The following is a 12,383-nucleotide window of genomic DNA, read 5'->3' on the forward strand; positions in this document are numbered from 1 at the left end:
CCGCCGCCCCGTGTCGGCGGATCTGCCGTTCTCCCTGCCGCGTCACAGCCTTCCCCAGCCACCGCCCCTCACCTATCCGCACAGGTACTCAGGTGCCTACTCAGAGGGGTACTCAGGCCGGGTAGGGTGCTGGCCCATGCTCGGGATCGTGGTGGTGGGCGCCGGACTCGGCGCCATGGCCGCCGCCGCCCGGCTGGCCCGCGCGGGCCACCGGGTGACGGTGGTGGAACGCTCGGAGACGCACGGCGGCGCGGTCGGCCGCTGGGAGCGGGACGGCTTCGCCTTCGACACAGGACCCGGGCTGCTGCACTTCCCGGCGGTGTGGCGGGACCTGTTCGTCAAGACCGGCCGCGAGGAGCTGGGCGAGGTGCTGGACCTGCGGCAGCTCGACCCGGCCGTGGAGCACCGCTTCGCGGACGGTACGGCCGTGCTGCTGCCGCAGGGCGCGGGGGGCGTGCGCCGGGCTCTGGACGCCTCGCTGGGCGCGGGGGCGGGCGAACGCTGGGCCTCGCTGCTGCGCCGGGCCCGCGCCGCCTGGGAGACCACCCGCCGCCCGCTGCTGGAGGAGCCGCTGACCGGCCGGCCCGCGCCCGGGGCGTTCGCCGAGGACGCGTACCCGGCCGCCCGCCGCGGCCTGCTCCCCTGGGGCAGGGGCGCGGACCGCACGCTGGCGCGGGCCGCCGCGGCCGAGCTGCGCGACCCGCGGCTCGCGGCGCTGCTGACCGGCACGGTCCGGGACTGGGGCGTGGACCCCGAGCGCGCCCCCGCGGGCGCGGCGCTGCTGGTGTACGCGGAGCAGACCTTCGGGAGCTGGTACCCGGCCGGGGGGATGCGGGCGCTGGCGGACGCGGTGTACGAGCGGTGCCGGGCGCGGGGCGTGGAGTTCCGGTTCGGCGCGGAGGCGGCCGGGATCGTGGAACGGTCGGGGCGGGCCGCCGGGGTCGAGCTGGCGGACGGCTCCCGGGTGGCGGCCGAGGCGGTGGTCTGGGGCGCCCCGGGCGTGGGCGCTCCCCCGGTGGGGGCCAGCCGGTTCACGCTGCTGGTGGCGCTGCGCGGGGCGCGCCCGCCGGGGACGCCGCACCGGACCCTGGTGCACGCGGCGGACGGGCTGACGGTCTCGGTGCTGCGCCCTGACGACCCTGCGCTGCGGCCCGACGCGGGGCACGAGGCGGCCGTGCTCTCGGCCCAGGTCTCCGCGGGGCCCGGACCCTGGGCGGACGCGCGCGAGGTGGAGGCGTTCGCCGAACGCCTGCTGGACGCGGCCGAGGCAGCCGGGCTCGGCCTGCGCGGGCGGGTGCTGTGGCACCGGGCGCGCACGCCGCTGGACGTGGAGCGGGAGACGGGGGTGCCCGGCGGGGTGGTGCCCGCGCCGGCGCTCGCCGGCGGCGGAGGGAGGTTTCTCGCGGCGCCCAACACCGGTCGTCTGCCCGGGACTTACCGCGCCGGGGGACTGGCCCACCCGGGCGGCGGGCTGCCCCACGCGGGCATGTCGGGGGCGATGGCGGCGGGCCTGATCACCGAGGGGCCCGACTGGCGCGGTTCGACCTGAGCCGCCGCCGCGCGCCCGCCGCGTCCCGAGGCGGGGCGCGCGCGGGCGCGGTCAGTAGCGCTGCTCGTCCGCCGGGTAGGGAGCGCCGGGGTCGTAGCCGCCGGGCTGGTGCGGGTCGTAGGGGCCGGGCTGGGGCGGCGGGTAGCCGTAGCCGTGGTCGGCGCCGGTGGCCTCGCGCTGGGGCGGGAGCCAGACGCCGCCGGGGGGCGTGTCCTGCGCGTAGGGGTCGGCGGTCCAGGCGGCGCCGGGGGCGGGCTCCTCGGGGTAGCCGGCGTGGGCCGCGGAGTAGGCCGGCTGGTCGGCGTAGTCGTCGGCGCCCCGGGGCGGGCCGCCGGTGTAGGGCTCGGCCGCCGGGTAGGGAGCGTAGTGGGGGTGCGCGCCGTAGGCGTCCTGGTAGGGCGGCGGCGCGTACGCGCCCGGCGCTTCCTCCCCGGCGCCTATGCCGGCCTCGCCGTACCCGCCGCCGAACTCCCCCGCGTAGTCCGCGGCGTACCCCTCCGCGCCGCCGTAGCCGGCCCACTCTCCCCCGCCGTACTCCTCGCCGTGGCCACCCTCGCCCGGACCGGCCTGGACGCCCGCGTACGCGCCGGCGTACTCCTCGGCGTAGGTCGCCGGGTCGGCGTAAGTCTCCGGGTAACGCTCGCCGTACCCCTCCGCGGCCGGCTCCCCTCCCTCGGGGGCCTCCCGGTAGGGCGTCAGGCCGGTCGTGGGCGGGTCCTCGGCCGGCGGCAGGCCGCCCGGGGCGTAGGCGGCCTCCCCGGCCGGCACCTCCTCGGCGTCGTCCGGGTCCGGAACGGACGGCATCGGGTGGACCGCGGCGGCGCGGCCCTCGCGGCGGCGCCTGCTGGTGCCCGGCTTGCCACCCAGGGCCCAGCCGGCGGAGAAGCCGCGGCGGAAGGAGAGGGTCACGAAGGTCTGGCCGGTGCCGAACGCCACCGCGCCCAGGGCGATCACGGGGACGGAGGAGACGACGACCCCGAGGACGACGCCGAGGAATCCGGTGAAGGCCACCAGGCGCCAGCGCAGCCGGGCCTTGTACTGAAGGAGCACCTCGCCCAGCAGCCACAGGGCGACGACGCCGAACGCGATGTAGAGGACCGTCCAGCCCATGTTGGCACCTCTCCGCAGGCATCTAGGCCCGTTGGTGCAGGCCCAGATTCTTGTAGATGTCCAGCGTCGCCGTGGAGTGAAGCGTGGTGTTGAGGGTGACGAAGTGAAGTCCTGGGATGTCCTCGTCCATCAGCCGCGAGCACAACTCCGTGGCGAAATCGATCCCGACCGAGCGTACAGCCAACGGGTCGTCTTTGACCGCGAGGATGCGCCTTTCCAGCTCCGGGGGGAACGTCGAGTTGCTCAGCTGTGAAAACCGCTCGATCTGGCGGATGTTGGCGATGGGCATGATCTCCGGGATGATCGGGGTGTCGCACCCGGCGGCGGCCAGGCGGTCCCGGAGGCGAAGGTAGTCCTCCACGTAGAAGAACATCTGGGTGATGGCGAAATCGGCGCCCGCGCGGCACTTGGCGACGAAATGCCGGATGTCCGTTTCCCAGTCGACGGACCGGGGGTGCATCTCGGGAAAGGCGGCCACGCCCACGCAGAAGTCGCCGGATTCCTTGATCAGCCGGACCAGCTCGGCGGCGTAGCCCACGCCCTCGGGGTGCCGCGTCCACTCGCCCATGGGGTCGCCCGGGGGGTCCCCGCGCAGGGCCAGGACGTTGCGGATGCCGGCGCCCGCGTACTGGCCGATGATGTTGCGCAGCTCCGCGACCGAGTGGTTCACCGCCGTGAGGTGGGCCACGGGCGTCAGGGTGGACTCGGTGGCGATCTGCTCGGTGACGCGGACCGTGCGCTCGCGGGAGGAGCCGCCGGCGCCGTAGGTGACCGAGACGAAGGTGGGCCCGGCCGCCTCGATGCGGCGGATGGCGTTCCACAGCGTCCGCTCGCCCCGCTCCGTCTTGGGCGGGCTGAATTCGAAGGAGAACGAACGCTGACCTGCCGCGAGCAGCTCTCGCACGGTCGGCGCGCGTCCCGCCATGGTGCTGGGAATCCCTAGGGCCATGACCGCAGGTTACCCAGCGCACCCTGGAGGAACGCTAGTGCGTCCGCCCGGCGGACGGCCCGGCGGACGGCCCGGCCGCGGGGGCTCCGGGGGCGCGGGGGCGGGCCGGCGGGCGCCGGGTGGTGCGCGCCCCTCAGGCCGCGGCGCGCTCCCTGAGCCCGCGGGCCAGCCCGGCCGCCGCCGCGCCGGGGTCGGCGGCCTCGGTCAGGGCCCGGACCACCACGACCCGGCGGGCCCCGGCGTCCAGGACCTCCTCCAGGGTGTCCGCGTCGATCCCGCCGATGGCGAACCAGGGCCGCTCCCCGGCCCGCGCCGCCGCGTACCGCACCAGCGGGAGGCCGGGGGCGGGGCGGCCGGGCTTCGTCGGGGTGGGCCAGCAGGGGCCGGCGCAGAAGTAGTCCACCTCCGGGTCGGCCAGCGCGGCGTCCACCTCGGCCTCCGCGTGCGTGGAACGCCCGATGCGGACGCGGTCGCCCAGGATCGCGCGGGCGGCCGGGACGGGCAGGTCGCCCTGGCCCAGGTGGAGCACGGAGACGCCGGGACCGGCGGCGTGCGCCACGTCGGCCCGGTCGTTGACCGCGAGGAGCTTCCCGTGGCGGCGGCACGCCTCCGCGAAGACGGCGAGCAGCTCCAGCTCCTCGCCGGCCTCCAGGCCCTTCTCGCGGAGCTGGACGATGTCCACCCCGCCGGCCAGCACGGCGTCGAGGAACTCCGGCAGGTCGCCCTGCCGCCGCCTGCCGTCGGTGCACAGGTACAGCCGGGCGTCGGCGAGCCGCATCGGAGAGTCCCCCAGGGTCGAAGGCGTCGGTCGGGTCACGGCGGCGCGGCCGGACCGGGCCCGGCCGGACCGGCCGGGCGTCAGGGCGAGGTCAGACGGCGAGCGCCTGGGCCCGGCGCTTCACCTCCGTCCCGCGATTCTCCCGCAGGGCCTGCGCGGGGGTGCCGGGGAGGCTGTCGTCGGGCGTGAACAGCCACTCCAGCATCTCCTCGTCGGTGAAGCCGTCGTCCCGCAGCAGCGTCAGCGTGCCGGCCAGCCCCTTGACGATCTTGCCCTCGCCGATGAAGGCGGCGGGCACCTGGAGGACCCGGCGCTCACCCCGGCGCACGGCGATGAGCTGGCCCTCCTTGATCAGCTGGCGGACGCGGGTCACCTCCACGTCGAGCTGCTCCGCGATGTCGGGGAGGGTGAGCCAGGCGGGGACGAGAGCGTCGGTCTTCGCATCAATCTCGGTCACGCCACCAGCCTGCCATCCCGCACCGACAGCCGTCAGCGGGCCGCCGCCTTCAGGGGGACGGCGGGGTCCGCCGCCCGCCCCGCGTCCAGCGCCGCGCCCCGCTTGATCAGCCGCCGCCCCTGGGTCAGGTCCCGGGGCCGGTCCACCGCGAGGACCGCCCGCAGCGCCCCGCCCGCCCCCAGCCAGCACACGGACCAGCCCTCCCCCGCCGCCGGGTCCCCGCGCCACAGCAGCGCGTCCCCCGGGGCGTGGTACCCGGCGTACTGCACGTACCGCCCGAACTGCTCGGACCAGAAGTACGGCACCGGGTCGTAGGGCGGGGCGTCCTCCGCTCCCGTGATGCCCCCCGTGATGCCCGCGGCGACGGTGTCGGGCCCGCTCAGGGCGTTGTCCCAGTGGTGCACCAGCAGCCGCCGCCCGTACCTGGCCGAGGGGAACGACGCGCAGTCGCCCGCCGCGTACACCCCCGGGGCCGAGGCCCGCAGCCGCGCGTCGGCGCGCACGGACCCGTCCGCGGCCAGCTCCACGCCCCGTCCGGCCAGCCAGCCGGTCGCGGGCCGCGAGCCGACGCCGACCAGGACGGCGTCCGCCCCCAGCACGGCGCCCCCGGCCAGCTCCACCTCCCCGGCCCGGACGGCGGTGACCGCCTCGCCGGTCCGCAGCACGGCCCCGGCCCCGGCGTACCAGGCGCGCATAGGCTCGGCGACCTCGGCGGGCAGCACCCCGGCCAGCGGCCCGCCCGCCGCCTCCACCACGGTCACCTCGCAGCCCGCGGCCCGGGCCGCCGTGGCCGCCTCGGCGCCGATCCAGCCCGCGCCGACCGCGACGAGGCTGCCCCGCGCCTCCAGGACGGGCCGCAGGCGGCGCGCGTCGTCCAGCGTGCGCAGCACGTGCACGCCGGGCAGCCCCGCGGTGCCCGGCAGCGTGGCCGCCTCGGCGCCGGTGGCCAGCACGAGGTGGTCGTAGGGCAGCGGGCCCGCGTCCGTCTCCAGCACCCGGTCGGCCACGCGCAGCCCGGTGGCGGCCGTGCCCAGCAGCAGGCGCACGTCCAGGGCCGCGAAGTCCACGTCCAGGGCGGGCGGTTCGGGGCCGCCCTTGCCGAGCAGCACGTCCTTGGACAGCGGCGGGCGGTCGTAGGGCGGGTGCGGCTCGGCCCCGACGAGAGTGACGCGGCCGGCGAAGCCGCGCTCCCGCAGCCTGGCGGCCGTCTGCGCCCCCGCCAGCCCGCCCCCGGCGATCACCACGTGTGCCCCGGCCCCACGCGGGCCCCGCGCGCCGCTCACTGCGCCCCCTCGCTCGCTTCTCCGCCCACGCGGCGAAACACCCGCCTCAACCTCGCCCGCAGCCCGGCAGCCGCGCGCGCCGCTCACCGCGGCTGCTCCTCGCTCATCCCCTCAGCCTACGAGCGGCCGGGCGGCGTTCCCCCGCCCGGCCGTACTACGCTGAACCTCCCATTCCACGGGAGCCCGGACGCACCGGGCTGAGAGGGAGGCTGGCCGGCCTCCGACCGTACGAACCTGCTCCGGGTCATGCCGGCGAAGGGAAGGGAGGAGTCGCGTGGACGCATGCGGCGCGACGGCGCACACCCCCCGCACCACCACCAGCGACGTGCTCGTGATCGGCGGCGGCGTGATCGGCCTGGTGACGGCCTGGCGCGCGGCCCTGCGCGGCCTGCGGGTCACGGTGGCCGACCCCCGGCCCGGCGGCGGCGCCGCCCGCGTCGCGGCCGGGATGCTGGCCGCCGTCACCGAGCTGCACCACGGCGAGGAGGCGCTGCTCGACCTCAACCTCGCCTCGGCGGGCCGCTACCCGGCCTTCGCCGCCGAGCTGGCCGAGGCCGCCGGGGACCCCGCCGCCGGGCCGGCCCTCATCGGGTACCGGCGCTGCGGAACGCTGGCGGTGGCCCTGGACGCGGACGACCGGGCCGAGCTGCGCGAGCTGCACCTGCTCCAGCAGCGCTGCGGCCTGGCCGCCGAGTGGCTGACGGGGCGCGAGTGCCGGCGCCTGGAGCCGATGCTCGCGCCGGGCGTGCGCGGGGGACTGCGGGTGGACGGCGACCACCAGGCCGACCCACGGCTGCTGACCGACGCGCTGCTGCGGGCGTGCGAGCGCGCGGGAGTGGCGTTCCACCGCTCCGCCGCCCGCGCGCTGACCCTGGACATCACCGGTGAACGAGCCACCGGCGCGCGCCTGGAGGACGGCACGCCCCTGACGGCGGGACAGGTGGTGCTGGCCGCCGGCTCGCGCAGCGCGGACCTGGCCGGCCTCCCTCCGGACCTGCCGATCCCCGTGCGGCCGGTGAAGGGCCAGATCCTGCGGCTGCGGATGCCGCCCGCGAACGGCCCCGGCGGGCCATTCCTCTCCCGCACCGTCCGCGCCGTGGTGCGCGGCGGGCAGGTGTACCTGGTGCCGCGCGAGAGCGGCGAGCTGGTGATCGGGGCCACCTCCGAGGAGCTGGGCTGGGACACGACGGTCACGGCCGGCGGCGTCTACCAGCTCCTGCGCGACGCCCACGAGCTGATCCCCGGCCTGACCGAGCTGCCGCTGACCGAGACCCGCGCCGGACTGCGCCCCGGAACGCCCGACAACGCCCCGCTGCTGGGCCCCAGCGGCCTGCCGGGACTCCAGCTCGCCACCGGCCACTACCGCAACGGCGTCCTGCTCGCCCCCGTCACCGGGGAGGCCCTGGCCGAGTCGCTGACCACGGGCGAACTCCCGGACTGGGCCCGTCCGTTCCGCGCGCAGCGCTTCGGGGCGGAGGTGCCGGCGTGAGGGTCTGGGTGAACGGGCAGCCCCGGGCCGTGACGCCCGGAACGACGCTGGCGGCGCTGGTCGCGGAGCTGACCCCGGCCCCGGCCGGGGTCGCCGCCGCCGTCAACGAGGCGGTCGTCCCGCGCGGCCGGTGGCCGGAGACGGCGCTGGCCGAGGGCGACCGGGTCGAGGTACTGACCGCCGTGCAGGGAGGGTGACGACCGATGACGGAGACGACGCGGGGGGCCCGCGAGGCGGCGCCGGAGAACGACGTGCTGGAGCTGGGCGGCCTGCGGCTGTCCTCCCGGCTGATCATGGGCACCGGCGGCGCGCCCAGCCTGGAGGTGCTGCGCGAGGCGCTGGCCGCCTCGCGCACCGAGCTGACCACGGTCGCCATGCGCCGCGTGGACCCCGGGGTGCGCGGCTCGGTCCTGTCGGTGCTGAACGACCTCGGCATCCGCCCGCTGCCGAACACCGCCGGCTGCTACACGGCCGGGGAGGCCGTGCTCACCGCGCGGCTGGCCCGCGAGGCGCTGGGCACGGACCTGATCAAGCTGGAGGTGATCGCGGACGAGCGGACCCTGCTGCCCGACCCCCTGGCCACGCTCGACGCCGCCGAGATCCTGGTGGACGACGGCTTCACCGTCCTCCCCTACACCAACGACGACCCGATCCTCGCCCGCCGCCTGGAGGACGCCGGCTGCGCCGCGATCATGCCGCTGGGCTCCCCCATCGGCTCCGGCCTCGGCATCCGCAACCCGCACAACTTCCGCCTCATCACCGAACGCGCCCGCGTCCCCGTCATCCTCGACGCGGGCGCCGGCACGGCCTCCGACGCCTCGCTGGCCATGGAGCTGGGCTGCGCGGGCGTGATGCTGGCCTCGGCGGTGACGCGCGCGCAACGCCCGGTGCTGATGGCTCACGCGATGCGCCACGCCGTCGCGGCGGGCCGCCTCGCCCACCTCGCGGGCCGCATCCCGCGCCGCCACTTCGCCGAGCCCTCCTCCCCCACGGACGGCCTGGCGGCCCTCGATCCGGAACGCCCGGCGTTTACGCACTGATATACGATCCACGCCGGCGCCCGGGGGAAGTTCGGGCACGCGCTCACCACTCCTGGGGGAACCCATGGCCACACCGCCGCACCGCGAGGACCCGCCACCCACCTCGAACGAGGCCGACGCCCCGGCCCCGCCGGAGCCCTCAACGCCCCCGCACGGCAGGGACGTCGTGCCTGCGGCGCCGCCGGCGGATGCCGACACCGCGCCCGAGGCCGGCGCGGACGCGACGCCCGAGCCGGAGGCCCGGCCCGAGCGCCCGGCCCACGAGCCCGGCCCCGACGTGACTCCGGCGAAGGCGGAGCAGGGCCCGGCCCCGGAAAACCCGGCCGATGAACGCGCGGCCCCGGCGACCGACGACGCGGCGGCGCCCGGGCCCTCCGCACCCGAGGCCGGCGCGACGGTGGCCTTCGACAAGGCGGAGCAGGGCACGACCGGCGAACGCACGGTGCCGCCCCCGGCGGCCGGGGATAGCCAGGCGCCGCAGCCCGAGCCCGGTGCCGTGCCGCCTTCCGGGGCGGGAGCCCCCGCGTGGCAGGGAACCGGCGCGTGGGCGCAGCCGGGCGCGACCGGCGTCTGGCAGCAGCCCCCTGCCGGAGGCCCCTGGCCGCAGGCCGCGCCGGGGGCCCCGCCGCAGGAGCCCGGCGCCGCCCCCGGGAAGCGGCCCGTCAGCCCCATGGCCGTGGGGGCGCTGGTGGCTGCCGTGTTCCTCTTCCCGCTGGGCCTGGCGCTCGGCATCCTCGCGCTGACCCGCCTGGAGGACCGTGGCGAACGCGGCAAGCCCCTGGCGGTCGCCGCCATCGCCGTGGCCTCGGCCGTCACCCTGGCACTCGCGGTGATCGTGCCCATGGCCGCCTTCGAACACCGCGAGGACGACGAACTGGGCCTGGGCCAAGCCCCGATCTCCGCCCCGCACACGGAGCCCGGAATCCCCGCCCCCGCCTCCCCGGCCCACGCGTAAGGCGCCACGCCGCCGCCCTGCCGCGGCCAACGCCCGCCGGGTGGCCGGGCCGCACATGTCCGGCCCCAGCGCGCAGCGGCCGGGCCGCACGGAGCGCACCGCGGCACGCGCCGCAACGCCCCGGGCCGCGGAGCCCCTGCCTCTCGAACAACTGCGCCACGCCGCACATGTCCGGCCCCAGTGCGAAGCGACCGGCCCTGCCGGAGCCGTCCCCGCCGGCGTCGGGGAGCCCGGGCGCCGGGCCTCACGCGCCGCCGGCGCCTCGCCGGAGCGCGCCGCCCCCGGACATCGACCGGTCGGCTCGCCCGCGTGCGGCAGGACGCCCGCCGCCGCGAGGCGGCAGCGCGCGCCGCCCCCGCGCGCTACGGCGAACGCCGCCACGCGCTCGGCGCGAGCCGGGCGGTCCAGCCCTCGCACGCGGTCGCGCGTCACCGTTCCGCTTCAGTACGGCCGCAGCCCCGTCCGGAGGACCGGGCGCGGGGCGGGGGGCTCGTACACTCATACGCCGTGGACACCACCCTTCAGGACCCGTTGATCGGGCGTCTCCTCGACGGCCGCTACCACGTGGCGGCGCGGATCGCGGTGGGCGGCATGGCCACGGTCTACCGGGCGGTGGACACCCGGCTCGACCGCGAGCTGGCCCTGAAGGTGATGCACCCGGCGCTCGCCGGGGACGCGGCGTTCGTGGAGCGGTTCATCCGCGAGGCGAAGTCCGCGGCCCGGCTGAGCCACCCGAACATCGTCGGCGTCCTGGACCAGGGCCACGACGGCGGCTGGGTCTACCTCGCCATGGAGTACGTCGCCGGCTGCACCCTGCGCGACGTGCTGCGCGAGCGCGGCGCCCTCGGCCCCCGCGCCGCCCTGGACATCATGGAGCCGATGCTCGCGGGGCTGGCCGCCGCCCACCGCGCGGGCCTGGTGCACCGGGACGTGAAGCCCGAGAACGTCCTCATCGGCGACGACGGCCGCGTGAAGGTGGCCGACTTCGGCCTCGTGCGCGGCGCGGACGGCCCGACCTCGGCCACCACCGGCGCGCTGCTGGGCACCGTCTCCTACCTCGCGCCCGAGCAGATCGAGGGCGGGCAGGCGGATGCCAGGAGCGACGTGTACGCCTGCGGCGTGCTGCTCTACGAGATGCTGACCGGCGCCCGGCCGCACGCCGGCGACTCCCCGGCCCGGGTGCTGTACGCGCGGGTGAACGAGGACGTTCCGCCCCCCTCGCTGATCGCGGAGGAGCTGGCGCCGGAGCTGGACGGGCTGGTGATCCGGGCGGCGGCCCGCGAGCCGGGCGGGCGCCCGGCCGACGCCGCCGCGCTGCTGGGGTCGCTGCGCGCCGCCCGGGCCGCGCTGAGCGAGGAGCAGCTGGACGCCGCGCCGCCGGCCGAGGCCACGGAGCGGGCCGAAGCCGGGAAAGCGGGGTCGGGTTCCGAGGAGCGCACCCGGATCGTTCCAGCGCTGCCCCGGGAGGAGCCGCCCGGGGGCGCGGAGGGGGTGCACCGCACGGCGCGGATCGAGCCGCTGGGCGCGCCCCCGCCGCCGGCCGCCCCGCCCGCGCCCCCCGTTCCGCCGGGGGCGCCCGCGCGGGCCGGCGGGCCGCGCCTGCCGCGGCGGCGGCTGGTGACGCTGCTGGCGGCCGTGCTGGTCGTGCTGGCCGGCGGCGTCGGCATCTGGTACATCAACTCCGGCCAGTTCCTGAGCACTCCGGGCGTCTACGCGCTGCCGCAGGAGGAGGCCGAGAGCGTCCTGCGGGACGCCGGCCTGGACGTGCGGGTGGAGCGGGCGTTCTCCGAGACCGTCGAGGCGGGGCACGTGATCACCACCGACCCCGAGCGCGGGGAGCGGGTGCGCAGGAACGCCACGGTCACGCTCACGGTCTCGCGCGGCCCGGAGGTGGCGGAGGTGCCGAACGTCCGGGGCATGCCGCTGGAGGAGGCGCGGGAGGAGCTGCGTGACGCGGGGCTGACGCCCGGCGAGGAGGAGCAGCGGTTCTCGGCCGAGGTGCCGCGCGGCGCGGTGATCGAGACGGACCCGGCGGCCGGGGAGCAGCGTCGGCCCGACTCGGCCGTGAACCTGGTGGTCAGCCGGGGCCGCGAGCTGTTCGTGCCCGGGGTGGTCGGGCTGCCCGAGCAGGAGGCCGTCTCCCGCCTGCGGGCCTCGGGCTTCGTGGTGGAGGTCGAGGAGGAGCGGGTCTACTCCGAGGAGGAGGCCGGCGCGGTGGCCCGGCAGACCCCGGCCGCCGGACAGAACGCCGGCGAGGGCGACACGGTGCGGCTGACGGTCTCGCGGGGGCAGGAGCAGGTCGTCGTCCCGGACGTGGAGGGTATGGACGAGGAGGACGCCCGCGCGGCGCTGGAGGCGGCGGGCTTCGAGGTCAACGTCAACCGGATCTTCTTCACCGGCGAGGTCTTCAACCAGTCCGTCGGCGCCGGCGAGCGCGCACCCCGCGGCTCGACGATCACCATCTGGGTCCGCTAGCCGCATCGGGCGGTGCGTGCGTTCGCTGCCGCCAATACGGTCGCCCTTGACCGGGGACTGTGAGCCGCCTCACAGGACTTCCGTCACATACGAAGCGGCTTAGTGCGCCCGGCGCCGGGAAGGGCGCCGCCCACCGGCCGGGGGAAACCAAGGAAAAACGCGCGGCGGGCCGTCCGTATTCCCCGGCCGGCCGCCTTCTTTACTAACCCTTTTAGTAACCGGGGTCTTTGCATTCGGATTTTGAGTGCTGTTACGCAAGGGGCCATCGCATCCCGCGTGAGGAAACACGAGGTCCCCC

General features: G+C 77.3%; 11 protein-coding genes and 1 riboswitch. Of the genes, 6 read left to right on the forward strand and 5 right to left on the reverse strand.

The annotated features are described in order from the left end of the window. Positions 1–136: 136 nt before the first annotated feature. Positions 137–1,549: a phytoene desaturase family protein gene (locus RM780_RS22980; RefSeq protein ID WP_311632762.1), complete on the forward strand. Its 1,413-nt coding sequence runs from the start codon at positions 137–139 to the stop codon at positions 1,547–1,549. Positions 1,550–1,600: 51 nt separating this feature from the next. Here the strand turns inward: RM780_RS22980 and RM780_RS22985 are convergent, their stop codons facing one another. The 5 genes from RM780_RS22985 to RM780_RS23005 form a co-directional block, all read right to left on the reverse strand. Further along, positions 1,601–2,659 (reverse strand): hypothetical protein, encoded by a 1,059-nt coding sequence (locus RM780_RS22985; RefSeq protein WP_311632763.1) that lies wholly within the window; start codon positions 2,657–2,659, stop codon positions 1,601–1,603. A 22-nt stretch (positions 2,660–2,681) separates the two neighbouring features. Beyond that, positions 2,682–3,608, reverse strand: coding sequence for a methylenetetrahydrofolate reductase [NAD(P)H] (gene metF / locus RM780_RS22990; protein WP_311632764.1), 927 nt, complete (start codon positions 3,606–3,608; stop codon positions 2,682–2,684). A gap of 133 nt (positions 3,609–3,741) precedes the next feature. Continuing rightward, positions 3,742–4,386 (reverse strand): thiamine phosphate synthase, encoded by a 645-nt coding sequence (thiE, locus tag RM780_RS22995; protein ID WP_311632765.1) that lies wholly within the window; start codon positions 4,384–4,386, stop codon positions 3,742–3,744. 91 nt (positions 4,387–4,477) lie between these two features. Beyond that, entirely contained in the window at positions 4,478–4,843 is a 366-nt protein-coding gene (locus tag RM780_RS23000; RefSeq protein ID WP_311632766.1) for an Rv2175c family DNA-binding protein, read from the reverse strand. A 32-nt stretch (positions 4,844–4,875) separates the two neighbouring features. Beyond that, positions 4,876–6,087, reverse strand: a complete 1,212-nt coding sequence (locus RM780_RS23005; protein ID WP_311632767.1) for an NAD(P)/FAD-dependent oxidoreductase — start codon at positions 6,085–6,087, stop codon at positions 4,876–4,878. A gap of 204 nt (positions 6,088–6,291) precedes the next feature. Further along, positions 6,292–6,405: riboswitch (TPP riboswitch) on the forward strand. Between RM780_RS23005 and thiO the strand changes: the two genes are divergently transcribed. From thiO to pknB, 5 genes are all read left to right on the forward strand, one after another. Continuing rightward, positions 6,401–7,615 (forward strand): glycine oxidase ThiO, encoded by a 1,215-nt coding sequence (gene thiO, locus RM780_RS23010; RefSeq protein WP_311632768.1) that lies wholly within the window; start codon positions 6,401–6,403, stop codon positions 7,613–7,615. It overlaps the preceding riboswitch by 5 nt. After that, complete coding sequence (thiS, locus tag RM780_RS23015; RefSeq protein WP_311632769.1) at positions 7,612–7,812, forward strand: sulfur carrier protein ThiS; 201 nt, start codon at positions 7,612–7,614, stop codon at positions 7,810–7,812. Before thiO ends, thiS begins: the two co-directional genes overlap by 4 nt. Positions 7,813–7,818: 6 nt before the next feature. Continuing rightward, entirely contained in the window at positions 7,819–8,655 is an 837-nt protein-coding gene (locus tag RM780_RS23020) for a thiazole synthase (protein ID WP_311632770.1), read from the forward strand. A gap of 64 nt (positions 8,656–8,719) precedes the next feature. Then, positions 8,720–9,610 (forward strand): hypothetical protein, encoded by an 891-nt coding sequence (locus tag RM780_RS23025; RefSeq protein WP_311632771.1) that lies wholly within the window; start codon positions 8,720–8,722, stop codon positions 9,608–9,610. A gap of 507 nt (positions 9,611–10,117) precedes the next feature. After that, the gene (gene pknB / locus RM780_RS23030; RefSeq protein WP_311632772.1) at positions 10,118–12,085 is read left to right on the forward strand and encodes a Stk1 family PASTA domain-containing Ser/Thr kinase; all 1,968 of its coding nucleotides are present in this window, start codon (positions 10,118–10,120) and stop codon (positions 12,083–12,085) included. Positions 12,086–12,383 lie beyond the last annotated feature (298 nt).

The organism is Streptomyces boetiae, assembly GCF_031845405.1.
Taxonomy (GTDB): Bacteria; Actinomycetota; Actinomycetes; order Streptomycetales; family Streptomycetaceae; genus Streptomyces; species Streptomyces boetiae.

Bases quoted from the DNA above. Each gene is read 5' to 3' on its own strand.
- thiE (WP_311632765.1), bottom strand. From the start codon at position 4,386: ATGCGGCTCGCCGACGCCCGGCTGTACCTGTGCACCGACGGCAGGCGG.
- metF (WP_311632764.1), bottom strand. From the start codon at position 3,608: ATGGCCCTAGGGATTCCCAGCACCATGGCGGGACGCGCGCCGACCGTG.
- RM780_RS22980 (WP_311632762.1), top strand. From the start codon at position 137: ATGCTCGGGATCGTGGTGGTGGGCGCCGGACTCGGCGCCATGGCCGCC.
- RM780_RS22985 (WP_311632763.1), bottom strand. From the start codon at position 2,659: ATGGGCTGGACGGTCCTCTACATCGCGTTCGGCGTCGTCGCCCTGTGG.
- RM780_RS23025 (WP_311632771.1), top strand. From the start codon at position 8,720: ATGGCCACACCGCCGCACCGCGAGGACCCGCCACCCACCTCGAACGAG.
- RM780_RS23020 (WP_311632770.1), top strand. From the start codon at position 7,819: ATGACGGAGACGACGCGGGGGGCCCGCGAGGCGGCGCCGGAGAACGAC.